The sequence below is a fragment of the Baumannia cicadellinicola str. Hc (Homalodisca coagulata) genome (assembly GCF_000013185.1).
GTDB classification, from domain to species: Bacteria; Pseudomonadota; Gammaproteobacteria; order Enterobacterales; family Enterobacteriaceae; genus Baumannia; species Baumannia cicadellinicola_E.
In genome coordinates, this window is record NC_007984.1 from 629,649 (window position 1) to 654,910 (window position 25,262).

At 34.1% G+C, this 25,262-nt stretch carries 21 protein-coding genes and 2 tRNA genes; 12 read left to right on the forward strand and 11 right to left on the reverse strand.

Annotation, left to right across the window (positions count from 1 at the left end; all coding sequences use genetic code 11):
- The first annotated feature begins 5 nt into the window (after positions 1–5).
- The 8 genes from secF to BCI_RS03005 all read left to right on the forward strand — a co-directional run bounded on the left by secF (position 6) and on the right by BCI_RS03005 (position 9,720).
- Positions 6–926 carry a protein translocase subunit SecF gene (gene secF, locus BCI_RS02970; RefSeq protein WP_011520760.1) on the forward strand — a complete coding sequence of 307 codons (921 nt, stop codon included), beginning with the start codon at positions 6–8 and terminating at the stop codon, positions 924–926.
- 275 nt (positions 927–1,201) lie between these two features.
- Positions 1,202–2,338 (forward strand): bifunctional diaminohydroxyphosphoribosylaminopyrimidine deaminase/5-amino-6-(5-phosphoribosylamino)uracil reductase RibD, encoded by a 1,137-nt coding sequence (gene ribD, locus BCI_RS02975; RefSeq protein ID WP_011520761.1) that lies wholly within the window; start codon positions 1,202–1,204, stop codon positions 2,336–2,338.
- A 114-nt stretch (positions 2,339–2,452) separates the two neighbouring features.
- A complete protein-coding gene (gene ribE / locus BCI_RS02980; protein WP_041574966.1) occupies positions 2,453–2,926 on the forward strand; it encodes a 6,7-dimethyl-8-ribityllumazine synthase in 474 nt (157 codons plus the stop codon).
- 26 nt (positions 2,927–2,952) lie between these two features.
- Complete coding sequence (nusB, locus tag BCI_RS02985) at positions 2,953–3,372, forward strand: transcription antitermination factor NusB (RefSeq protein WP_011520763.1); 420 nt, start codon at positions 2,953–2,955, stop codon at positions 3,370–3,372.
- 81 nt (positions 3,373–3,453) lie between these two features.
- Entirely contained in the window at positions 3,454–4,431 is a 978-nt protein-coding gene (thiL, locus tag BCI_RS02990; protein ID WP_011520764.1) for a thiamine-phosphate kinase, read from the forward strand.
- A 7-nt stretch (positions 4,432–4,438) separates the two neighbouring features.
- Positions 4,439–4,945 (forward strand): phosphatidylglycerophosphatase A family protein, encoded by a 507-nt coding sequence (locus BCI_RS02995; protein WP_011520765.1) that lies wholly within the window; start codon positions 4,439–4,441, stop codon positions 4,943–4,945.
- An 81-nt stretch (positions 4,946–5,026) separates the two neighbouring features.
- A complete protein-coding gene (locus tag BCI_RS03000) occupies positions 5,027–6,775 on the forward strand; it encodes an autotransporter assembly complex protein TamA (protein ID WP_143485617.1) in 1,749 nt (582 codons plus the stop codon).
- Between the two features lie 113 nt (positions 6,776–6,888).
- Positions 6,889–9,720, forward strand: coding sequence for a translocation/assembly module TamB domain-containing protein (locus BCI_RS03005; RefSeq protein ID WP_041574903.1), 2,832 nt, complete (start codon positions 6,889–6,891; stop codon positions 9,718–9,720).
- A 15-nt stretch (positions 9,721–9,735) separates the two neighbouring features.
- Here BCI_RS03005 and ppa read toward each other — a convergent pair whose 3' ends face one another.
- The 4 genes from ppa to nadK all read right to left on the reverse strand — a co-directional run bounded on the left by ppa (position 9,736) and on the right by nadK (position 13,310).
- Complete coding sequence (gene ppa / locus BCI_RS03010) at positions 9,736–10,269, reverse strand: inorganic diphosphatase (protein ID WP_011520768.1); 534 nt, start codon at positions 10,267–10,269, stop codon at positions 9,736–9,738.
- A 159-nt stretch (positions 10,270–10,428) separates the two neighbouring features.
- A complete protein-coding gene (locus tag BCI_RS03015) occupies positions 10,429–12,102 on the reverse strand; it encodes a proline--tRNA ligase (RefSeq protein WP_011520769.1) in 1,674 nt (557 codons plus the stop codon).
- Positions 12,103–12,193: 91 nt separating this feature from the next.
- A tRNA-Leu gene (locus tag BCI_RS03020) sits at positions 12,194–12,276 on the reverse strand.
- A gap of 128 nt (positions 12,277–12,404) precedes the next feature.
- A complete protein-coding gene (gene nadK / locus BCI_RS03025; RefSeq protein WP_011520770.1) occupies positions 12,405–13,310 on the reverse strand; it encodes an NAD(+) kinase in 906 nt (301 codons plus the stop codon).
- Positions 13,311–13,393: 83 nt separating this feature from the next.
- Between nadK and grpE the strand changes: the two genes are divergently transcribed.
- Positions 13,394–13,990 (forward strand): nucleotide exchange factor GrpE, encoded by a 597-nt coding sequence (gene grpE, locus BCI_RS03030; protein WP_011520771.1) that lies wholly within the window; start codon positions 13,394–13,396, stop codon positions 13,988–13,990.
- A gap of 50 nt (positions 13,991–14,040) precedes the next feature.
- Here grpE and ung read toward each other — a convergent pair whose 3' ends face one another.
- The 6 genes from ung to rpsU form a co-directional block, all read right to left on the reverse strand.
- A complete protein-coding gene (gene ung / locus BCI_RS03035) occupies positions 14,041–14,754 on the reverse strand; it encodes a uracil-DNA glycosylase (protein WP_420021812.1) in 714 nt (237 codons plus the stop codon).
- Between the two features lie 8 nt (positions 14,755–14,762).
- The gene (gene nadB / locus BCI_RS03040) at positions 14,763–16,412 is read right to left on the reverse strand and encodes an L-aspartate oxidase (protein WP_011520773.1); all 1,650 of its coding nucleotides are present in this window, start codon (positions 16,410–16,412) and stop codon (positions 14,763–14,765) included.
- Positions 16,413–16,582: 170 nt separating this feature from the next.
- A tRNA-Ile gene (locus BCI_RS03045) sits at positions 16,583–16,655 on the reverse strand.
- A 66-nt stretch (positions 16,656–16,721) separates the two neighbouring features.
- Positions 16,722–18,560, reverse strand: a complete 1,839-nt coding sequence (gene rpoD / locus BCI_RS03050) for an RNA polymerase sigma factor RpoD (RefSeq protein ID WP_011520774.1) — start codon at positions 18,558–18,560, stop codon at positions 16,722–16,724.
- A gap of 81 nt (positions 18,561–18,641) precedes the next feature.
- Entirely contained in the window at positions 18,642–20,429 is a 1,788-nt protein-coding gene (dnaG, locus tag BCI_RS03055; RefSeq protein ID WP_011520775.1) for a DNA primase, read from the reverse strand.
- Positions 20,430–20,522: 93 nt separating this feature from the next.
- Complete coding sequence (rpsU, locus tag BCI_RS03060) at positions 20,523–20,738, reverse strand: 30S ribosomal protein S21 (protein ID WP_011520776.1); 216 nt, start codon at positions 20,736–20,738, stop codon at positions 20,523–20,525.
- 200 nt (positions 20,739–20,938) lie between these two features.
- Between rpsU and tsaD the strand changes: the two genes are divergently transcribed.
- The 3 genes from tsaD (at position 20,939) to bacA (ending at position 23,337) form a co-directional block, all read left to right on the forward strand.
- A complete protein-coding gene (gene tsaD / locus BCI_RS03065; protein WP_011520777.1) occupies positions 20,939–21,964 on the forward strand; it encodes a tRNA (adenosine(37)-N6)-threonylcarbamoyltransferase complex transferase subunit TsaD in 1,026 nt (341 codons plus the stop codon).
- 41 nt (positions 21,965–22,005) lie between these two features.
- Complete coding sequence (folB, locus tag BCI_RS03070; RefSeq protein ID WP_011520778.1) at positions 22,006–22,371, forward strand: dihydroneopterin aldolase; 366 nt, start codon at positions 22,006–22,008, stop codon at positions 22,369–22,371.
- A gap of 138 nt (positions 22,372–22,509) precedes the next feature.
- Complete coding sequence (gene bacA / locus BCI_RS03075; RefSeq protein WP_011520779.1) at positions 22,510–23,337, forward strand: undecaprenyl-diphosphate phosphatase; 828 nt, start codon at positions 22,510–22,512, stop codon at positions 23,335–23,337.
- Positions 23,338–23,402: 65 nt separating this feature from the next.
- Here the strand turns inward: bacA and BCI_RS03080 are convergent, their stop codons facing one another.
- Entirely contained in the window at positions 23,403–24,641 is a 1,239-nt protein-coding gene (locus tag BCI_RS03080; protein WP_011520780.1) for a multifunctional CCA addition/repair protein, read from the reverse strand.
- Positions 24,642–25,262 lie beyond the last annotated feature (621 nt).

The window sequence follows — 25,262 nt, forward strand, 5'->3', positions numbered from 1 at the left end:
TAGTGATGACTAGAAAAGAAAATAGTGTTGTTAATAAACTAGAGTCTAGCATTAAAGTATATGATTTTATGCGCTGGTCTTTTATAGCATTTAGTTCGTCTGTAATATTATTTCTTGCTTCTATTATCGTTATATTTATGCAAGGCTTTAATTGGGGACTAGATTTTACTGGTGGTACGATAGTTGAACTGCACTTAGAGCAAACAATTGATATAGACCAAATCCGCAAAGCAATAGAACAATCTGGATTTAAAGAGGCTATAGTGCAAAATTTTGGTAGTAGTCAAGATATAATAGTACGTATGCCATTTATGGCAAATAATATAGAGCGTAAGATTACTAGTGTAGTAAATGAAGTTACTCAACAAAATATAACGGTAAAAAGGGTGGAAGTAGTTGGACCAAGCGTTAGCAACGATCTTTTACAAACTGGTAGTATAGCGCTACTACTAGCAATAATATGTATTTTTATCTACGTTATTTTCCGCTTTGAATGGCGACTAGCAACTGGTACTGTCTTAGCATTAATTCATGATGTAGTTATTACATTAGGATTACTATCTGTATTTAAGATTGAAATAGAATCAACGATTATTGCATCATTAATTTCGGTAATAGGTTATTCCCTTAATGATAGTATTGTGGTTTCTGATCGAATTCGTGAGAATTTCCGTGTAATTTCTAGCAGCAATACTTATGATCTATTTAATATTTCGATTACCCAAGTTCTCAATAGAACGATTATAACATCAGTCATAACTATGACAGTAGTACTTATACTTATAATTTTTGGTGGCTCAATGTTACGTAGTTTTTCTATTACACTTTTTATAGGCGTATTGATAGGTACTATTTCCTCTATCTATGTTGCTTCTGCGTTAGCACTAAAGCTAGGTATAAAACGTGAACATATTATAGCAAGTTAATTTCACCACGCTAATTATGTATATATTGATCGTAAATAGAATAAAGATCATTACCAAAAAAATAATAAAATAAATCTGTTAATAAAATCAATTTCAGTGACTTCTTGTGAAAGRTTATTGAGCAATATAATTCTTGCTATATGATAGTTTATTCAAATGATACGCTACCGGCTCTTATAAAATAAGAATTGGATATTATGATTTATTATGCGTTATATTTATACTTATAAACAGGAGATAAATTTAATATCTACTAAATGCAAGTTCCTGATCTAATGAAAAGCGATGAATTTTATCTAGCATTAGCATTTAAGCTAGCTAGACGTGGTAAGCTAACAACAGCGCCTAATCCAAATGTTGGCTGTGTGATCATTCGCGACCATCGCGTTGTTGGTGAAGGTTATCATGTACGTGCAGGTGAACCTCATGCAGAAATACATGCATTACGTATGGCTGGTGCTATGGCGTATGGTGCAACTGCTTACATAACTTTAGAGCCTTGTAATCACTATGGACATACCCCTCCATGTACCGAAGCGTTAATAGCAGCTGGTATATCAAGAGTCGTAGCTGCTATGTTAGATCCTAATCCTAAAGTAAATGGCCGCGGTTTATACCGTCTACAACAGGCTAACATTGAAGTACGTCATAGTATTATGTTACAAGATGCTGAGATGATTAATAAAGGTTTTCTAAAACGTATGCGTACTGGATTACCTTGGATTAGAGTAAAGTTAGCAACATCTTTAGATGGTCGTACAGCAATGGCATCAGGAGAAAGTTCTTGGATTACATCAAATCAGGCTCGTCAGGATGTTCAACGCTTCCGTGCTGAAAGTGACGCTATTCTTTCTACTTCAGCTACCGTATTAGCTGATAATCCGACACTCAATGTACGTTGGTTATCTCTTCCTGCTGATATACAATGTTTATGTAAAGAAGAAAACATACGTCAACCTATTAAAGTTATTATCGATAGTGCTAATAGAGTTAATCCTTTTCATCGGATAATCAAAAGTAATGGTACAACATGGTTAGCACGTATACAACCAGATGATAAAATCTGGCCTAGATGGGTAGAACAAATACAGTTACCTGTATTAAGCAGGCAGGATATACTACGTATTGATCTAATGGCACTCATGATATTACTTGGGAAAAGACATATTAATAGTGTATGGGTTGAAGCAGGCGCTAATCTAGCTGGATCACTGCTGTTAGCAGGTTTAGTAGATGAGCTTATTCTTTATATGTCACCAAAACTACTAGGTGATAAGGCACGGCCATTATGTTTACTACCAGGTTTAGAACGTCTCAGCGACGCATTAAATTGTAAATTACTAAATATACGTCAAGTAGGACCAGATATACGAATATGTTTAAAACTCATATATTCATTATCAGGATCATAAATATGATCCTGCACCTATAACGAAAATAGTTAAAAATTCTATTAGTAATCTATTAACCTAGACCTAGATATGAATAATTATAATCAAAATTATCTTATTATAAAAGGATTATTTGTGAAAGTAATTAAAGGTATTGTTACCGCATCTAATGCGCATATAGCAATTGCTATTGCGCGTTTTAACCACTTTGTTAATCATAGCCTACTTGATGGTGCCATAGATGTGCTTATTCGTATTGGTCAAGTTAAAGACGAAAATATTACTGTAGTATGGGTACCAGGAGCCTATGAGTTACCTCTTACTATAAGTGTATTAGCACAAAGTAATAAATATGATGCTGTTATTGCTTTAGGTACTATTATACGTGGAGAAACAACACATTTTGAATTAGTTGCTGGCGAATGTAGTTCAGGTTTATCAAATGTAGCTATTAATAGTGCACTCCCTGTAACGTTCGGTATACTAACTACCGAAAGCATTGAACAAGCGATAGATCGTGCAGGAATAAAAGCAGGTAATAAGGGTGCAGAAGCAGCACTAGCTGCACTTGAAATGATTCATGTACTGCAAACTATTAAAGCCTTATAATTAGTAAGGATAGTAAGGAGAATTTTGTGAAAATAACTGCTCGTCGCCGTGCTCGTGAGTGCGCAGTTCAAGCACTATACTCATGGCAATTATCGAATAATAACATCGCAGATATAGAAGCACAGTTTTTAGCTGAACAAGATATTAAAGGGATTGATGTAGCATATTTTCGCGAGTTATATTCTGGTACTGCAATTGCCGCTGATATGTTAGATCAGCTAATGGTTCCGTATCTATCCCGTCCGCTCGATAAACTTGGACACGTAGAGCGTGCTGTTTTACGCTTAGCACTATATGAATTAAGCAAACGTCAAGATATCCCATATAGAGTAGCAATTAATGAAGCTATAGAGTTAGCTAAAACTTTTGGTGCCGAAGATAGTTACAAGTTTATTAATGGTGTTCTAGAGAAAACAGCCTCTCAGATTCGTCCTCACCGAAAATAACATCTATTTAATATAGTAATAAGTGAGATCTTATTTAGTAAATAATAATGAATATGAAAAATTATTTTCTTTGGATATCAGATGGGATGTTATGAATTTGAGCTTATAAACCGCTATTTTAATAAGATGCATAATAATCGTAAAGATGTTTTAGCTGGAATAGGCGATGACTGTGCTCTAGTATCTGTTTCTAGTGAACAAATGATTGCTATAAGTACTGATACATTAGTATCTGGTACACATTTTCTACCTGATATCAATCCTGTTGATTTAGGTTATAAATCACTTGCTGTTAACTTAAGTGATTTAGCAGCTATGGGTGCAGAGCCATCCTGGCTATCGCTATCTTTAACACTACCTTTAATAGATGAAGATTGGATAGCAGCTTATAGCCATAGTCTGTTACAACAGCTAAATTATTATAATATGCAGCTTATTGGCGGAGATATTAGTMGGGGACCGCTAAGCTTAACATTAAGCGTTCATGGACTAATCCCCATAGGTCAGGCATTAACTCGTTCTAGTGCCTGTATTGGTGATTTAGTTTATGTTACCGGTACGTTAGGTGATAGTGCTGCTGGGCTAGCTATTTTACAAAATAAGCTACAAGTAAATAATGAAGAAGATCGGCAGTATTTATTAGGTCGCCATCTTCGTCCTAAACCACGCATACAACAGGGTAAAATTTTACGCAATATAGCTAATGCAGCCATCGATTTATCGGATGGGATTATTAATGATTTACGACGTATATTAATTAATAGTAACTGTGGTGTACATCTTTATTTAGAAAATATTCCACGTTCATCAGCACTAATAAGGCATACTACACCACACCAGTCTTTACGCTGGGCTCTCAGTGGTGGAGAAGATTATGAGCTTTGTTTTACAGTACCTAAAATAAACTGTACAGCACTAGATATAGCTATGAGCTATATGGGCGTAATATTTACTTGTATTGGTCAAATTAAACCTAGCAGTGAAGGAATACAATTAATGCTTCATAACAATCCAGTTAAGTATAATTGGCATGGTTATGATCACTTTAAATTAGAATGACTATTTTATGAATATCAATAATCTAACAGCTAAAGGTCGTATTAAATTATCTAACCCTTTACACTTACTTGCTACGTGTTTTGGTAGTAGTATATTAATGAATTGGATGCCTGGTACAGCAGGATCGCTGGTAGCAATTCCACTATGGTTTGTATTACACACTTTATTATCCTGGCCACTAGATTTATTTGTAATAATATTCAGTTGGATAATAGGAATCTATGTTTGTCATAAGACAGCATGTGATATTAGTATACATGATCATAGTTATATTGTATGGGATGAATTAGTAGGTATGTGGATTATTTTGATTACTTTACCTCACTATACAATTACATTAATTGCATTAAGCTTTATATTATTTCGCTTTTTAGATATTTGGAAACCTTGGCCTATTCGGTGGTGTCACGACCAGGTGCAGGGAGGTATAGGGATAATGCTCGATGATGTTATTGCTAGCATAATCACAACTATGATCTTACATATATCAGGCTTATGTTCAGCTATCTCTTAAAAGAGAATTAGTGTTTGAAAATATCTTTTGTTAAAAGATTTATAGGTTATTAGCTTGAGAATACGATATAGCTATAAGTCATTGATACTTTGTGCCTTATTTTTTGCGCAGCATACTTATAGTGCGAATGTATGCTTGCAGTTAACAGGACTAAATGGAAACTTACTAAGTCAGGTACGTAATCGTTTATCAAGTTTATCTATTATAGATGCTAACGAAGATAATATGGATGCTACTGACTACCGCTTTAAGTCATTGCTCAATGAAGCTGTTCGTGAAGAACTACGTACTCTTGGTTATTACTCACCTATTATATATTTCGAATTACAAAGATCATCAGATAATCAGCATTATACAATAATTACACATGTAAATCCAGGTAAGCAAACTATTATAGCAGGAGTAAACGTAGTTTTACATGGAGATGCATGCTATGATCTGGATTATCAGCAGTTGGTTGATGTTAGTAAAAAAGAGTTAGGTACAGTGTTAAATCATACGTTGTACTACCAGTTTAAAACTGGATTATCTGAATTAGCTTTAAGTAAAGGGTACTTTAATGCTAAATTTGAAAAAAGTAACCTAAATATTTCACCTCCCAGATACCAGGCTTATTGGGATATCCATTTTAATAGTGGTAAGCGTTATCGATTCGGGAAATTACGTTTTCATGGTGCACAAATATGCGAGGATTACTTACAAAAAATAGGGAGTATAATTAATTTTGGAGATCCTTATAATGCAAACTTATTGTCATCTCTTCAGAATCGTCTAATAGCTAGTAATTGGTTTGAATCCGTAGTGATATCACCTGATTTAGAGAAGGTAACTTCTGGTAGTAAGGATAATATTTTAAATATAGATGCTAGAGTAAAACCACAATTACATAATCAAATAAAATCCAGTATTGGTTATACTTTAAACTTAGGTTTACAGTTAAAAACTACATGGGATAAAACTTGGTTAAATAAGTACGGTCATAGTATTAAGACTATCATAAACCTGCAAGTCCCAGAGCAAGCTATTGAGATGCAATATAAAGTTCCTTTCGTTCGAGATTATAGAGAACAATATTATATGCTGCAGGGAGGATTTAATAGATGTAATCTCAACAACATTGAATATAACTCAGTGGCTCTAAATCTGATGCATTATAAGCATTTATCAAATAGTTGGCAACATGCTATCAATCTACGCGGTAGTATAACTCATTTTCCTATTCAAAGTAATGATGATTATACTACTATACTAGTTTACCCGAGTATTCTTATAGAATATATGAGAACAAGCAATGGACTAATGCCTACTATTGTTAATAAACAGCATTATTCTGTATCTGTATCCAATACTGCTTGGAATTCAGATATTACGTTCCTTATTTGGCAAATACATAATGTTTGGATACGTACATTAGTAAATAAGCATCGCTTCATTATGAGTAGTAATATAGGTTGGATAGATACTCGTTCTTTAGAACTAGTACCTCCTTCAATTCGTTTTTTTGCAGGTGGATACCAAAGTATCCGCGGCTATAAATATCAGTCAATATCTCCAAAAAATAACTACGGTAAGCTTAATGGAGCATTAAAACTAGCTCTTGGTTCACTAGAATATCAACAACAGATAGCTGATAAATTGTGGGGTACATTTTTTATTGATAGCGGCGAAGCAGTCAATGATATTACACAGAATAACATTAAAACTGGTACCGGTATTGGTATACGATGGGAATCTCCAGCTGGGTTAATAAGATTTGATATAGCTAGACCATTAGCGGATAAGCATGAACATGGATTACAGCTATACATTGGATTAGGTTCCGCGTTATGACTTTAATCAAGAGAAACTATTCAAGTATCTTATTGCTTTTCTTCTTACTAAGTACGTTAACTTTAGTTCTCTTACTGAGCACTACTACGAGTTTAAATGTTGTAATAAATAACGTGGTAAAATTGGTACCAGGCTTAGAAATTGCATCTGTAAGTGGTAAATGGAATAATTTTACCCTTAAACAAGTACGGTACCAAAGACCTGACTTAACTGTGGAAGTCAGTGAATTTCAACTAGCAATAGATTTTAGCTCTTTACTACATCGTAAATTATGTATTGATGTTCTTTCTCTACGTAATGTATCAGTACAAGTTAAAAAAAAATCACCTAGTTTATTAAAGGCTGTACTAGCAATAGCAAATACAGAGCAAAGTAGTTGGAAATATATTTCCATCCCATCGTCACTGTCACTGATGATACGATGCTTAACGTTACATAACATGCAGGTTAAGTTGAATAATATAAATATTCAGCTTCATGATTTGCATACAGGATTAATTTTTAGAGATACTAAATTAGTTCTTCAGTCGACGTTTCTTTCTGGTTTACTGGTAGTATGGCCGAAAACAGCATTCATTACACCAAATACATGGATTAATGTAGCAAAACTAAATACATTAGACCAATATTGTGATTATAAGATATTGCTAAATTTACTGACTAAACTATTGTTACGATTTACTTTGCCTTTTGAGATCGCTCTTGAAGAGATTAATGGTCGTGATTTGCATTTTGCTGGATCAAAAGATATATGGATTAGTAAATTATACATACAGTCTAAAACTGCTAATAAATCATCAGAAATTACGCAACAACTTATAGGTCATATAAACTCGCAACCACAACAAGTACTAGTAGATTTAAATGCTAGAGCATTACACTGGGGCAATATAAATATCAAGAACTTTTCCTTACGAGGTAAAATATTATCAGGAAATAATATTAACAGTAACCTCTGTTTACAATGGTATACCTTACAACAAGGTAAATGGCAGCGTCGTGAGTTAATGTTAACAACAACCGGCAATAAGAAGCAACACAAGATAATTATAAGTCTACAAGGTAAGAGGTTAGTATCTGGTAAAGTACAAATACAAGGATTGTTAGATACAGAGCATCAGCTCTGGCATGGTAAAATAAGTAAAACTAGTTTGGTAACACCAACTGGTGTATGGCAACTAACTAAAGATGTAATCTTAGATTATTCTTATCAAGATAACCATCAAAAAATTACTATAAGTTCCCACTCTTGGGAAAATAATAATTCCTATATTTATATTCCTAATAAGATTGAAGTTGGAGTATTAGGTAACATAAAAGTACAGTTAACAAACTTTGATTTATCAATGCTAAAATTCTTACTACCAACTACTATGAAGACTAGTGTTTTAATAACGGGTCTCATAGATCTTCATTGGAAAAATGATAACGAATTACCATATACTAAAATTACCCTAGTAGGTAATAAAGTAAAATTAATTAATATTCAACAGAAAAAAAATTGGCACGTATTATTTGATACCTTCATATTTAAAACAGGATTAGATAAACATCAGGCATATCTAGATTGGGCACTAAAAATAGCAGGTAATGGTGAATGTAATGGTAAATTACAGATCAAAGACCCTAAGCAAAAATGTAATATAAATGGTAATATTACAATTAAAAATTTATCTCTGGTACTACTTAAACCACTAATAGAGCTCAAATATTATTTTGATGATCCTATAGAAGGCATAATTAATGCCGGATTATCAATCAGTGGTAATGTCAAATCACCACTGATTTATGGTGAGGTTCGAATTGATCGATTAGTTATTCAAAATAATATCATACCTTTATCGATGACAGAAAGTCGGTTAATTATCTATTGCAATGGTACAAGAAGCGATCTACAAGGATTCATTGGTACTACACATGGGCAAATTTATCTAAATGGTTATGCAGACTGGTGTAATTTACATACTTGGCATATATATGTTACCTTAAAAGGTAATAAAATACGCATATATATGCCATCAATGCGATTCGATGTATCTCCTAACATTATTTTTGAAGCGAAGCCAAATTTATTAACACTAAATGGTCAGGTAAATATTCCCTGGATGCGTATTAAAGTGAAAGAGTGGCAACAAACAACAGCAGATATTTCTTTAGATGATGCTATTTTATTAGATGAGCAATTAAACTTAATACCAATGTTAACTAACTATAAGAGAATTATAGCTCTTCCTATCGTCACAAACCTATTATTGCATCTAAACAATGATGTACAAATCAATGCATTTGGTTTAACAGCTAATCTTTTAGGTAATTTACAAATTACTAAATCTAAAAATAGACCATTATCAATGAATGGAGAAATAAAGATACCATATGGCTATTACCATGCATACAATAAGGATTTAATAATAAAGAAAGGATCTCTACTATTTTCAGATGAGATAGATAAACCAGATATTAATATCGAAGCTATTCGTGATCCAAATACTACAGAGGATAATATAATTACTGGTGTAAGAGTTACGGGAAAAATTCAATCTCCTAAATTAGAGATATTCTCTAATCCAGTTAAATCCCAGCAGGAAGCTTTATCTTATTTATTAAATGGTCATGGTATTGATACCGTGAATGCTTATGATCAGTTAGTAACCTCAATGTTTATATCCATGGGAACAACAAGAAACCAGTATATATTAAATAAAATTGGCAAAATATTGTGTCTACATCAGATAACCTTTAACATCAATGAGGATCAAGGTCATTACCAGTTTCTTGTAAGTGGATATATACTTCCTAAATTACGGTTAACATCTATTTTTAGTACTATGAATTTAATCATGACCATAAGTGCACGTCATTATTTTATACCTAATGTAAATTGGGAAACTATTATTAATGATAAACAAACCATTAACTTGAATTATCAATTTGATTTTGACTAAAATAAATAGGTTCTATTATGTTTTTTTTGCTCGTACGAAGGATAACATAATCTCGGTTCTAGCGTTTTGAGCTGTTTCCCAACTTTCTACTTTAACCCATTTACCTTTTTCTAGATCTTTGTAATGTTCAAAAAAGTAAACAATTTGTGCACATAGTAACTGCGGTAAGTCATCAACATCTTTTATATAATCATACTCTTTCGATAGCTTAGAGTTTGGTACTGCAATTATCTTAGAATCTTTACCAGATTCATCAGTCATATTTAAGATACCAACTGGACGGCAGCTGATTACGGATCCTGGTTGTAGTGGAAAGGGCGTTGGTACTAAAACATCAACCGGATCCCCATCTAAAGACAGGGTATTGTTGATATAACCATAGTTACAAGGATAAAACATAGGTGTAGATATAAAACGATCAACAAATAAAACACCTATATTTTTGTCTACTTCATATTTAATCATAGTAGCAGTATTAGCTGGAATTTCTACAACTACATAAATATCATCTGGTATGTTCTTACCTGCAGGTACTAATTTTAAGCTCATCTTGCTGTTCCTTATTACTTACTATACTTTTTAAAAATTAATAATGTTATATTTACGTTATGATGGAGAGTAGCGCAGTTTGGTAGCTATAGGACAGAGGTTCAAATCCTATCTCACCGAGAAAAATAAGAAAATAACAATAAATTAAGCATAACTAACTTAGCTATTTAGTTTGGCTACTATCCAATCTACGATTATACTTAGGTTCATTAGCTTTTTTTCACCGTTACTTCGATTTTTATATTCTATTTTTTGAACAGCTAGATTACGATCCCCTATGATAATAATATGGGGGATGCCAATTAATTCTATATCAGCAAACATAACACCTGGTCGTTCTTTTCTATCGTCTAAAAGCACGTCTATCTTCCGGATAGATAGCTGGTTATAAAGTTGTTCTGCTACAGTTTGTACTAGTAACGATTTATGCAGATTAATTGGTATAATAGCAACTTGAAAAGGAGCTATTGATACTGGTAATAATAGACCTTGCTTATCATTATATTTATCTATAGCAGCGGCTACAACACGAGTAATACCAATTCCATAACAACCCATAGTCATAATCATATTATTACCATCTTCGCCTTGAACAGTGGCTTTCATAACTTTAGAGTATTTACTACCTAGCTGGAAAATATGTCCTACTTCAATCCAGTTCGTTCTGTGTAACCTTTGTGGTTGACTTACGCTAATATTTTGGTTGGTAAGATTTGCTACCTCAGGTAAAGATAAATCTCGCTCCCAATTAATCCCAAAAAAGTATTTGCCATCAATATTGGCACCAGCAACAAAGTCGCTCATTACCGCAACACTATGATCAATAATTAACGGTAATGGTAAATTAATCGGTCCTAATGAGCTAGAACCTACACCAATAGCTAGACGTATTTCATCTTCTGTAGCAAAAACTAATGGACTTGCTACTTGGGGTAATTTTTCTACTTGAGCATAATTGATACTATGATCTCCTCGTACCATAAGCGCTACCAGCGGATATAAAGCATTTTGCTGAGCATGAACAATAATTATCTGAGCGATTTTTTCAATTGGTAAGTTAAATAGTTTTACTAATTCAGTAAGAGTATAAATTCCAGGCGCATCTACTAGTTGTAAATTTTCGCTTGGTAGATTACGTTCAGTAGCTTTATGAGAAGCATCAATCAATAGCATTTGGTCTTCGTAATTAGACACTAATGCTAAGAATTCATGTGATAAATGACCACCTATAGAGCCAGGATCGGCTTGGACCGTACGAACATCTAAACCTATACGGTTAAAAATAGTATTATAGGTATAATACATTAGGTCATAAGTTGCTTGTAGTGACTGTTGACTGGTATGGAAAGAATAAGCGTCCTTCATAATAAATTCACGTGAGCGCATTACTCCATAACGTGGACGAACCTCATCACGAAATTTAGTCTTAATTTGAAATAAGTTAAGCGGTAGTTGTTTATAAGATTTAACCTCATTACGAATGAGATCAGTGATAACTTCTTCATGAGTGGGGCCTAAAAGAAACTGACGCGTACTTCGATCAGTAAAGCGCAATAGTTCTGGTCCATATTGTCCCCAGCGACCACTCTCTAACCATAAATTTGCTGGTTGTACTATCGGCATAGAAACTTCAATTGCACCGATATTATTCATCTCTTCTCGAACAATGTTTTCTACTTTTCGTAATATACGTAAACCAGTAGGTAACCAAGTATAGAGACCAGATGCTAGTTGCCGAATAATTCCAGCACGCAACATAAGTTGATGACTGATAACTTCAGCATCTAAAGGTATCTCTTTTATAGTAGATAGTAAATATTGGCTAGTACGCATATATCTATGCTATGTCTCCATACTGCTAGCAACAATTAATTGCATTAAGATATTAATTTAAATTGGATATACTATCTTAAGTTATTTGTAGTGCCGAAGACCGGAATCGAACCGGTATACCCATGGGGTGGTTAATTTTGAATCAACTGCGTCTACCTATTTCGCCACTTCGGCATTTGAAGCATCATTTTATCAAAAATAAAAATCTTATTAAGATAAGACTAGTCTATAAAGCAGATAATATACAGATTTATTATCTGTAGTAGTACATAGATAAACTCGATGAGATAATATTACTTATTCTAGCAGAATTTTTTTGACCATCCTAGTTTACGACTTAAGATATTAAAATAATTATAATCATTTGGATGAATTAAATCTAAATAGTAATCGCTGCGACGAATAATAATTTCATCTCCATGATGAACAGGAAATATAATTTGACTATCACAGCTAATCTCCATATCAGGCTGCCATTGCGAAAATTTTAGTCTGATGGTGCTACTACCATGGATCACTAATGGACGGGAAGATAGAGTATGTGGAAACATAGGTACGAGTACTATGGTATCTACTGTAGGGGTAAGAATTGGACCTCCAGCAGAAAGAGAATAAGCAGTAGAACCGGTTGGAGTAGATATAATTAGTCCGTCTGAACGTAGTGAAAACGCAAAGCAATTATCAATGAAAACGTCAAACTCTATCATATGTGCAACTTTACCCGAATGCAGTACAATTTCATTAATTGCTGTATTAGCTTGTTCATATCTGTGGTTACGGTAAATACTTACCTCAAGCAAGAAGCGTTTATCATGATTATAATTACCGACTAAAACATCAGATAACTGTGTTAATGCTTCGTCCGGGTCAAGATCAGCAAGAAACCCTACATTGCCACGGTTAATACCTATAATTTTTATATCATAGCGTGATAATATTCGCGCTGCACCTAGTATATTCCCGTCACCACCTACAATAATTACGAGATCAGCCTGTTCACCAATATCTACTACATTTCCGGTAATAGCATTAGCTAATGATAAATTATTAGCCATTTGAGGTTCTATAATAACCTTTATACCCTGTTTAATTAACCAATAATACAGGGTTTCATGTGTTACTAGAGCATTTGGATCACGATGTTTACCAAGGATACCAATAGTTTTAAAATTAGCAGTAATATTGTTACTTATCTTTGCTTGTTTCATGATATTTAATCCCTTGAATGCTGACTATTTATCCCCATAATAACCGAACTAGTAAGAATAATGCTGAAGCTTGGAGAAAACGCATGATAAGTCAAGACAAAAATTACTCTGACGATCAAATATCACAAGACAGCGAAATAGATACAATAGAAGCAGTCTCGGAAACTGAAGCAGTCTCAGAAACTAATGAAATAATCGATATGCGAGATGATCGCATTCAAAAACTGGAAGTAGAACTAGTGCAAGCACAGCAACGGGAAAGAGATTTACTATTGCGTTCTAAGGCAGAAATAGAGAATATGCGTCGTCGTAACGAGATAGAAGTAGAAAAAGTGTACAAATTTTCTTTAGAACGTTTTGTTAGTGAGCTACTACCGGTCATTGATAATTTAGAGCGTGCATTGGAGATGTCAGATAAATCTAGTCAAAATCTTGCTTCTACTATTGAAGGTATTGAGCTAACATTAAAATCTTTACTAAATGTTGTGCAAAAATTTGGTATTAAAGTTGTGAGTGAAACCCATGTTCCATTTAATCCTGACATACATCAGGCAATGACAATACTAGAATCTGAAGAGCATGAGCCGAATCATGTCATAATAGTTATGCAAAAAGGTTATCTCCTTAATGGTCGTCTCATTCGCCCGGCGATGGTTACAGTCTCCAAAACTAAGAGCTAATGACTTATTCTATAATTAATAATTTATTTAATTAACATAATTGACATTTCTTAATATGGTAGTTTTGGCGCCCAGTCAATGGGCGTTTTGCCTTGTTGTTTTAATAATATATTTACCTTTGAGAAGTGACGGCAACCAAAAAAGCTAAGATATGCAGATAAAGGAGATGGATGTGATGCCATTAAAATATGGTGGCGTTTTACATCAATTATCTGGGCTTTTTTTTGCGCTTTAGTACCCCATAAGAGAAAGATAATTCCTTCACTTAAGTTATTAATTAAAGTAATAACTTTATTTGTAAAAATTTCCCAACCTAAGTTGGCGTGAGAATAGGCTTTACCTGCTTCTACAGTTAATACTGTATTGAGTAGCATTATTCCCTGTTCTGCCCAGCTCCATAAACAACCATGTTGTGGTATAATGAAACTAGAAATATCATTAGCTAGCTCCTTATATATGTTCATAAGAGATGGTGGTATAGGTAAACCAGGCCTAACAGAGAAAGATAAACCATCAGCTTGATTAGGACCATGATAAGGATCTTGACCAATAATTACCACTTTAACTGCACATAGTTCTGTGAGACTAAAAGCGTTAAATATATCTTTCTGCGGTGGATAAATAGTCACACCTGCTGCCCGTTCTTTATTGAGAAAACATAATATTTGCTGAAAATAAGGTTGTTTTTTTTCCTGAGCAATAGTTAACTGCCAAGTCATATTAGGTGCTATTATATGATGTTTACTATTAATAATAGTATACATACTAAACTTTATTCCTTACTTCTGAGCGAAGATTTTACTCCTGGTTGTAAAATCGTTGGTTGTGGGTTAGGTAGCATAGTTGGATAATCTAGTATATAATGTAAACCGCGACTTTCTTGACGCTGTAGTGCACTTTGAACAATAAGTTTTGCGACTAAAAGTAAATTACGGAATTTTATGGAACAATCTGATATGCTAACATTAGATTTAGATGCGCAAATACTCTTTGTTGTAAGCAATTGGAGGTTACGTAGTGCTCTTTCTAGTTGTTTAGTAGTACGTATAATACCAACATCATTCCACATTAATCGTTGTAATTCTTTCCAGTTATTGAGTAAGATACGATGATCATGATAACTGATAACTTTATTATCATTCCAGGGTGGTAATTGATGCACCTGCTTTATACTAGTCGGTAAATTACGGATAATATCTACAGATGCAGCCCAACTATAGACAAAACATTCGAGTAAAGAATTAGATGCCAACCTATTAGCACCATGTAAACCTGTATAGCTTACTTCACCAATTGCATATAGACCATCTAAATCGGTACGACCATTCTTATCTACTATGACACCACCACAGGTATAGTGAGCAGCTGGAACAATAGGAATAGGTTGGCTAGTTAAATCCATATTTAGCGCCTGTAGTTTTTTGTATATTGTAGGAAAATGATTACGAATTAATTTCTTAGGTCGATAACTAATATCTAAATACATACATTCAACACCTAAACGTCTTATTTCATGGTCTATAGCACGTGTAACGATATCTCGCGGTGCTAGTTCAGCACGTAAATCAAAATCTGGCATAAAGCGACTACCATCTGGCCGATAAAGGTAAGCACCTTCACCCCGTAGCGCTTCAGTTAAAAGAAAATTACGTGCCTGAGGATGATATAATGAAGTTGGGTGAAATTGATTAAATTCAAGATTAGCTACTCTACATCCAGCACGCCAAGCCATTGCAATACCATCACCAGATGATATATCTGGATTGGTGGTATATTGATACACAGTAGATGCTCCACCTGTTGCTAATACGATAGCAGTAAAAGCGTAGCAGCGTTCTACCCGGTCTAATGATCTATTCCAAATATAGGCACCTACTACCCGGCAATTACTAGATAGACCGATTGTATTTGAGGTTATTAAATCTATAGCGTGACTATGTTCTATAATATGAATATTAGGATTGAGCATAGCCTTTTTGATAAGTATGGTTTCTATAGCTTTGCCAGTTGCATCAGCAACATGTAATATACGACGGTGACTATGCCCACCTTCTCTAGTAAGGTGATAATTGCTATTGATCTTATTAGGTAAGTCGAGATCATATACATCGAATAATACACCTTGCTGAACTAACCATTCAATACAATGGCGTGCGTTACTAGTAATATACTCTACTACTTCACGATCACAAAGACCAGCACCCGCATTTAATGTATCTTCTACATGAGAATTGATGCTGTCTGTATCCTCAAAGACAGCGGCAATACCACCTTGAGCATACCAAGTAGAGCATTTATTTAATGAATGTTTGCTGAGTACTATTACTTTACAGTATTCAGCTATACGCAGTGCTAATGATAAACCAGCCGCACCACTACCAATAATGAGTACGTCCGTGACATATTCAGTAAATTGTTGCATAACTAACAAGTTATATTTTGCTAATGGAATAATACTGATGTTATCACTGAATTACTTTTGTTTGATAGATGTTATAAACATAAATAGAAATTAATATATAATATGTATTATTTTCATATTTCAAAAAAAAGATAGAGCTATCAAACATAACATTAATTTACCGTATCTAGTGGCCCCTGCTGGATTTGAACCAGCGACCAAACGATTATGAGTCGCCTGCTCTGACCACTGAGCTAAGGGGCCAAGCAGGCTATTATAAATAGTGTTATTTGACTCGTCTATACTTTTTTCTTCTCATCTCGGATAAGTTTAATCATCTAAAAAGCTCCGCAAAACTTCAGAGCGGCTAGGATGACGTAATTTGCGTAATGCCTTTGCTTCAATTTGCCGAATACGCTCACGGGTAACAGCAAATTGTTTACCTACTTCTTCTAATGTATGATCAGTATTCATATCAATACCAAAGCGCATACGTAGTACTTTTGCTTCACGAGCGGTTAGACCTGCTAGTATCTCATGAGTAGCAGAACGTAAGCTTTCAGAAGTAGCTGATTCTAGAGGAAGCTCTAAGGTAGTATCCTCAATAAAATCACCTAAATGTGTATCTTCATCGTCACCAATAGGTGTTTCCATAGAAAGAGGTTCTTTAGCTATTTTTAGTACTTTGCGAATTTTATCTTCTGGCATAAACATACGTTCTGCTAGTTCTTCTGGTGTTGGTTCGCGTCCAATTTCCTGTAGCATTTGCCGGGAAATACGATTAAGCTTGTTAATAGTTTCGATCATATGTACTGGAATACGGATAGTCCGGGCTTGATCAGCTATAGAACGAGTGATAGCTTGACGGATCCACCAGGTAGCATAAGTAGAGAATTTATAGCCACGGCGGTATTCAAATTTATCTACTGCTTTCATGAGACCAATATTACCTTCTTGAATTAAATCAAGAAATTGTAGACCACGGTTAGTATATTTCTTAGCAATAGAAATAACTAATCTTAGGTTTGCTTCGACCATCTCTTTTTTAGCACGACGAGCTTTTGCTTCACCAATTGACATACGACGGTTAATATCTTTTATTTGTTCGATACTTAAACCAGTCTCTTCTTCTATTTGACGTAACTTTTGTAGACTATTATGTACATTTTTATCTACATTATATAATTTTTCAGACCAGGGTTGATTCATTGCTAGTGCTGTTTTAAACCACGTTTCACTAGTTTCATTACCAGCAAATAGCTTAATAAAGTCTTTCTTTGGCATTTTACTGATATCTACGCATAGTTTCATTACTAAACGTTCTTGAAGACGTATACGATCCATCACAGCACGCATATTCTTTACTAGATAGTCAAACTGTTTTGGTGCTAAATGAAATTGTTTAAATATCTCAGAAAGCTTAAGTATTTCTTCTATTGCTTTAGCATGACTGCGACCTTTAGTATCAATAATATTACGGGTAATTTCATATTGTTCACGTAATTCAACAAATTTCTGGTGTGCTATTTCAGGATCTATGCTACTATCTTCGTTAGTATTTTCATCATTTACTTCTTCATCTTCATCATCACTTATATCAGAAGCAAGTTCTGTACTGATATTACTCGTAGTTGATATTATGTCCGGTACTTCCATATGAGTATCAACGAAATTTATGATAAGATCTGATAAACGTGCTTCACCTAACTCAACGCGGTCATATTGTTTAAGCAAATAAGTTATAGCCTCAGGATACTCGGCAACCGAACACTGTACCTGAGTCATACCATCTTCTATACGCTTAGCAATGTTAATTTCACCTTCACGGGTAAGCAATTCTACAGTACCCATTTCACGCATATACATACGGACAGGATCAGTAGTACGAACTATCTCGGATTCAACACTAGATAAGACCTGAGCAGCTGCTTCTACAGCATCTTCATCTGTATCTGAATTTGTTTCATCTAATAGAATATCATCAGCATCTGGCGCTTCTTCCATAACTTGGATGCCCATATCATTAATCATTTGGATGATATCTTCTATCTGATCAGAATCAACAATATCTTCTGGAAGAAGATCATTGACTTCAGCAACAGTCAAATAGCCTTGTTCTTTACCACGTGTAACAAGCAACTTTAGCTGTAAATGCTGATTTTGTTCCATAACAAAGTATCCATACATCATCGTAATATACGATTATAGTTAAATTGAGATTATTAATCTTTGCATTTAATAATTTAATAATTAATTGATGATAAAATCATCGTAAAAAGCGATGCTTAATTGATCTTTTTTTGCTAATGCTTGATTTAGATACCAAAGTTCTTTACGCTCTTCAGTTGTGAGTCCATGTTTTCGATCAAGAGCTATCAGTATATCCTGGCGTTGTTCAAGTATAGAATTATATAGCTTAGTTAAAGCATCTATGAAAGTCCTTTCGATTAGATCTTCTATGATCATGTGGTTCCAAGTAGCGAAAGTTTCAAGTTGTGCATAAAATTTATTATGACGATAAAGTTCTAATAATTGACCCGTAGTTAAACTAGGCTCTTTCTGGCAAGTTTTTACTAATTGAATAAAAATTTTTACTCCAGGTTGCCTAGCTTGTTCTAGCTTATTGCTAATTCTTTTTGCTAAAGTAGATAACCATGGATTTTGTACTAATAAACCTATAAGGATATGTATAGGTGTACATTTTATTCTTAAATTTTGCTGAGATTTAACTCTTTTTTTATTTAGTTGGAGTAATTTTTCGAGTTTGTTATCATCTAGAATACCAACTCTATTAGCTAATAACTGTCGTAGAAACAACCGCCAAATACCATTTGGTATTTTATTAATCAGTGGTAATGCTAGGGCAATTAATTTTACCCGATCATCTAAATTACTTAGATTAACCTGCTGCATTAGTGTATCGAATAAAAATTCGGATAATGGTTGTGCCTGTTCAATATATTTTTCGAATGCCTCTTTACCAATTTTGCGTATTATTGTATCAGGATCTTGACTATTAGATAAAAACATAAAGCGCAATTGACGTTTATCAATAAGATATGGAAGAGCATTTTCTAGAGTCTTCCAAGCTGCTTCGCGTCCAGCACGATCTCCATCATAACAACAGATTAACTGATCAGTTGTACGATATAATAACTGAATCTGTTCGGTCGTTGTCGCTGTACCAAGAGATGCCACAACATAATTAATACCAAACTGCGCTAGTGTTACTACATCCATATAACCTTCTACTACTAATAATTTAGATAAATTAGCGTTTTTCTGTTGAGCTTCATATAAACCATATAGCTGATTGCTTTTATGAAATAAATCACTTGCTGGCGAATTTATGTACTTAGGTTGACCCTCTCCGAGGAGACGGCCACCAAAGGCTATAATATGCCCTCGTTTATCACGAATAGGAAACATAATTCTATTACGGAATAGATCATAGGTATTACCATTATCATTATAAACCACCATCCCTGTAGCTTTTAACAAAGCAATCGCTTCAGCTGAATGACCAAAATACTTTATTACGTTATCCCAGCCAGGTGGTGCAAAACCTATGGCAAAATCATTAATAACTGTAGCGTTTAAGCCACGTTGTTGTAAATAGCTATTAACAACTAGAGCTTGTTCATGAAGTGATTGCTGATAAAATATACTGATTTTTTCCATTAGATCATAAAGGCGCTGGCGTGAATATAACTGCGGTGCATTTAAGATATCATTATTTTCATAGGGAATATTCCAACCACATCTTATAGCTAATTCTTCAAGAGATTCTAAAAATCCTAGTCGATCATAATTCATTAGAAAATCTATCGCATTACCATGAGAGCCACAACTAAAACAGTGATAAAATTGCATTTTACTACTAACATGAAATGATGGGATTTTATCATTATGGAATGGACAGCAAGCTATAAAATGCTTACCTTGCTTCTTTAGCTTAAATCTTGCATCAATTAGTTCGACGATGTCGGTATGTGCTAATAAGCTACTAATAAATGTACGTGGTATGCGTCCAACCATAAGCTCTATAACAAATGTTACTATCGTTGTATTTATATATCATAGTAGCTTACTACTAAGCTTAATGTTGTAAAAAACAAGTTATAATAAAAGTTAGTATAACCTATTGCGACGTGCATTTTCGCGTGCTAGTTTTTTTGTATAACGTTTAACTGCTGAAGCTTTAGCACGTTTACGTTCCGTAGTTGGTTTTTCATAAAATTCGCGACGACGAACTTCGGATAAAATTCCGGCTTTTTCGCAAGAACGTTTAAAGCGACGCAATGCAACTTCGAATGGCTCATTATCACGGACTTTAATTACTGGCATTATTTTTTCCTGAATATAAATTTCAATTGAATTATACTGGTTAGATATTAGCAGCCATTCATTTCATTTACCTAATGATGCTAAATTTTGCTCTAATTATATACTATATATATTATTAAGGTCTACTACTGCGATACGCTTGAATGAATTTTCAGTGAAAGTTATTATAGGAATTATTACTATCATGAGAATATTAGTTTATGCGAGTATTAGGTATTGAGACATCCTGTGATGATACTGGAGTAGCAATTTATGATGATCAACACGGGCTACTAACTAATCAAATTTATAGCCAAGCTAAAATTCATGCCAACTATGGTGGGGTCGTACCTGAACTTGCTTCTCGTGATCACTTACGTAAAATAGTACCTTTGATCCAAGCTGCACTATCTGAGGCTCGATTGCAAGCTAAGAATATTGATGGAGTTGCTTACACTGCAGGCCCAGGACTCATTAGCTCCCTAATGGTTGGGGCTACTGTAGGTTGTGCTCTAGCTTATGCATGGAAAGTACCAAATATAGCTGTACATCATATGGAAGGACATTTATTAGCACCAATGTTAGAGATAAATCCTCCATCGTTTCCTTTTGTTGCTCTATTAGTATCAGGTGCACATACACAACTAATAGCAGTAACTAAGATGGGTAAATATCAATTACTCGGTCAATCTGTTGACGATGCTGTAGGTGAAGCATTTGATAAAACAGCTAAACTATTAGGCTTAGATTATCCAGGCGGACCAATGTTATCAAAAATTGCACAGCAAGGCATTGCTGGACGTTATAAGTTTCCACGACCTATGACGGAACGTCCTGGTCTTAATTTTAGCTTTGCGGGGTTAAAAACCTTTGCGGCTAACACTATTAATATAGCAGCTAGTGATGCACAAACCCATGCAGATATAGCAAGAGCATTTGAGGACGCAGTCGTAGATACACTAATGATTAAATGTCAACGTGCACTCGATCAAACAGGCTTTAAAAGATTAGTTATGGCCGGTGGCGTTAGTGCTAACCAAACATTACGTAATCGGATGAAAAAAATGGTAGAGCAGCGGGGAGAAGAGATATTTTACGCTCGACCAGAATTATGTACAGATAATGGTGCTATGATCGCTTACGTTGGCAGCGTACGTTTTGCATCCTTAGTACTACCGCAAAGCCAACTCGCTGTAATAGTACGTCCTCGTTGGCCCCTAGAAGAATTAACTACTATTAGCAGATAAATGGTTTTTATTTTTATCAAGCTAAATCAAGAGTCATATTTGTGGATATAATATTTATTAAAAAATTAATAGTTATGGCTTTTATTGGTGTTTATGACTGGGAACAGCAACGCTTACAAAAGTTAATTTTTGATATTGAAGTTGGCTGGAATAACGTTACTGCTGCACTTAGCGATAATATTAATGATAGTATTAGCTATACAGCTATTAGTGAAGCAGTATTGTCTTGGGTTCACGGTAAGCATTTTGCCCTTATAGAACGTGTTGCCGAAGAGGTTGCTGAACTACTAATAAATAAATTTAGTCTTACTTGGGTGCGTATTAAAATTCAAAAACCAAGTGCAGTACCGTATGCTAAAAGCGTAGGTGTGATTATTCAGCGTAGTATAAAAGAACTAAAAAACTAAAAAAAAAGTAAGAAAATAAGCTAAAATTAGTACTAATAACTATTCTTTATCAATGAATTAAAAATTAATTTAATATCTATTGGTTAACAGAAAACCAATTTTTTATAAGCTTTTTTATTCTGTTGAGGCGTATCTTATATGGTAGATATATACGGGTTAGTAGTAGCATTAATTCTTGGTATAGTAGAAGGCTTAACCGAATTTTTACCTGTATCCTCTACAGGACATATGATATTAGTTAGTTATATGCTTGGTTTTAATAACGATAAGACTAAAATATTTGAAGTATTAATACAATTAGGTTCAATTTTAGCTGTTATTATTATTTGTAAACAGAGATGGTTTTTGCTGTTTGGTCTTAATTTGAAGAAATGGGAAATTTATCAACATAATATTAATCATGGAAGTAGATTACATCTGTATCATATCATATTAGGTCTAATACCATCTAGTATATTAGGATTGATGTTTTACGAACAAATAAAATCCTTTTTTGAACCTAAATATGTAATGTACTCATTAATTTTAGGTAGTTTATTACTGCTCATTAGTCAATTAATTCATGATAAAAAACCTCGAGCTACTTGTATCGATGATATTAGTTATTTACAGGCTTTTTTAATTGGTTGCTTTCAATGTTTTGCACTACTACCTGGGTTTTCACGTAGTGGTGCTACTATTAGTGGGGGTATGCTAGTAGGAGTAAGTAGTGATGCTGCTTTTGAGTTTTCCTTTCTTCTAGCAGTACCTATGATATTTGGAGCAACAATACTAGATTTATATAGACATCTACCTGTACTATCTTTAGATGATATACCAATGTTTATTATCGGTTTTATTACTGCATTTCTTGTTGCACTAATTACTATTAAATTATTTTGGCGTATAATCAAGGGTATGTCTTTTATACCGTTTGTTCTTTATCGTTTTCTGCTAGTGATAGTTTTCTACTTAATTTTAATCTAAACGTAAATTTATGGTAATATACATATAAGATAATTTATTCTATTCGCTCAGAATAGAAGATGATACTACTGTTGTTTTGATTCATAGTTTTGCTGCTTCCATGTTGCTATCGCTTGTTGACGATACTGACGTAATTTTTCGCCAATTTTATTGCCTGTTAAGTTATGACTAATCACTTGGCATGGCATGATAGAAGATGCAATACGATAGGCTTCACGTATAAATTGGCCTGGTTTATAAAAATGATTTTCGTAACCGGCGCGACCGCGTGCATCAGCTTCACTAATAATTATAATCTGTTCTAGCCGTTCAGGACGACGCCAAACATCAATAGCGTAAAATAATTTAATTAATGTTTTTGGCTTAAGCTTAACTGCATAGTGTAGTAAATCATGATACTCAGTAACTATGATAGCTAAATTACGTATTGAATTAGGTACCCGTAACCGCTGGCATAAAGACTGAACCAACGGTATTCCAGCAGGTCCGTGCCCATGATGACTAGGCCAATGATCACGTGGAGTTAATCCTTTACCTATATCATGACACAGTGATGCAAAGCGAACTGCGATACTATCTGATAATCGTGCCGCCATTGCTACTGTCATCATAGTATGAATACCAGTATCAATCTCTGGATGCCATTTAGCTGGTGCAGGTACCCCAAATAGAGCATCAATTTCTGGAAATAAAGTCTTTAGAGCTCCACAATCGCGTAAAACTTGGAAATATATTTGTGGATCACGTGTTGCTAGTGCTTTTTCGGTCTCTTTCCATATACGTTCCGGCGATAAAAGTGGTAACTCACTAATCATATGCTGCATCATTAACCTAGTCTCTGGGACAATACGAAAATTAAGGTACGCAAGCTGTGCTGCAAATCGTGCTACCCTTAATACACGTAGTGGATCTTCGCAAAAAGCTTCAGATACATGACGAAGCCAGCGTTGATTAAGATCACGCTGACCATTATAGGGATCAATTAATGATCCATTTTCATCACATGCAATCGCATTGATAGTTAAATCACGACGTTTTAAATCTTCTTCTAGAGTAATCTCTGACGAAGCTTTATATGTAAAGCCAGTATATCCACCTGTTGCGGACTTTTTTTCAATACGTGCTAATGCATATTCTTCGTGACTTTTAGGGTGCAGAAAAACAGGAAAATCTTTTCCTACTTGTTGGTATCCTGCTTTCAGCATATCTTGTAATGTTGTACCAATAACTACCCAATCCCGTTCTTTAACGGGAATTTGCAATAACCTGTCACGTACGGCGCCACCTACTAGATACTTTTTCAACTTTATCTCTCTAAGTATAGTCGTCGTATCCCCACCATGGTGATAATAGATACATAAGAGCCTAATATTTTAGGCTATGTAGAATTACTTACTTTAATAGCAATAGCTTGACAGCTATATAGCACTACTAACTATTGGTATTAGAGTTTGCTATATGATCTTTATATTTAATTCTTCTTACCATGTAATAGAAAATATAATTTTTATTATATATGGTTAAGATAACATCTGTAAATTTAAGCAAGCAAATCTTAGTAAGTTCATCCTAAATGACAAATCAAATTTTTCATTGAGTTAATAACTAGAGGGGAATTATATTTACCTCTAGTAAGTAAAGTTTTTAGGAAATTAATCTAGAGTACCTTAAATTAAGGTACGTACGATATAACTTAATACTCTTGGTTTTATATTATCCATAACAACATTTTTTGAGTGATAAAAATAATCATTTCCGTACGTTTGTAATCTTATTACGAACTATAATCTCCAGAAAATCGGAATATTCTTCTAATGAAAGTTTTCTTAGGTACGTAGAAACCACCCTTCCTTACTATATTTATCACTTCTATGTTTAATTGCAGCTAATTCATGTTTTACTGAGATAATCCTTAATGTAATGTC

Excerpts from the sequence above, each read along its gene's own strand:
- rpsU (WP_011520776.1), bottom strand. The coding sequence starts at position 20,738 with ATGCCAGTAATTAAAGTCCGTGATAATGAGCCATTCGAAGTTGCATTG.
- secF (WP_011520760.1), top strand. The coding sequence starts at position 6 with ATGACTAGAAAAGAAAATAGTGTTGTTAATAAACTAGAGTCTAGCATT.
- BCI_RS03015 (WP_011520769.1), bottom strand. The coding sequence starts at position 12,102 with ATGCGTACTAGCCAATATTTACTATCTACTATAAAAGAGATACCTTTA.
- BCI_RS02995 (WP_011520765.1), top strand. The coding sequence starts at position 4,439 with ATGAATATCAATAATCTAACAGCTAAAGGTCGTATTAAATTATCTAAC.
- tsaD (WP_011520777.1), top strand. The coding sequence starts at position 20,939 with ATGCGAGTATTAGGTATTGAGACATCCTGTGATGATACTGGAGTAGCA.
- rpoD (WP_011520774.1), bottom strand. The coding sequence starts at position 18,560 with ATGGAACAAAATCAGCATTTACAGCTAAAGTTGCTTGTTACACGTGGT.
- nadB (WP_011520773.1), bottom strand. The coding sequence starts at position 16,412 with ATGCAACAATTTACTGAATATGTCACGGACGTACTCATTATTGGTAGT.
- ribD (WP_011520761.1), top strand. The coding sequence starts at position 1,202 with ATGAAAAGCGATGAATTTTATCTAGCATTAGCATTTAAGCTAGCTAGA.
- bacA (WP_011520779.1), top strand. The coding sequence starts at position 22,510 with ATGGTAGATATATACGGGTTAGTAGTAGCATTAATTCTTGGTATAGTA.
- nadK (WP_011520770.1), bottom strand. The coding sequence starts at position 13,310 with ATGAAACAAGCAAAGATAAGTAACAATATTACTGCTAATTTTAAAACT.
- grpE (WP_011520771.1), top strand. The coding sequence starts at position 13,394 with ATGATAAGTCAAGACAAAAATTACTCTGACGATCAAATATCACAAGAC.
- ung (WP_420021812.1), bottom strand. The coding sequence starts at position 14,754 with ATGTATACTATTATTAATAGTAAACATCATATAATAGCACCTAATATG.
- ppa (WP_011520768.1), bottom strand. The coding sequence starts at position 10,269 with ATGAGCTTAAAATTAGTACCTGCAGGTAAGAACATACCAGATGATATT.
- dnaG (WP_011520775.1), bottom strand. The coding sequence starts at position 20,429 with ATGGTTGGACGCATACCACGTACATTTATTAGTAGCTTATTAGCACAT.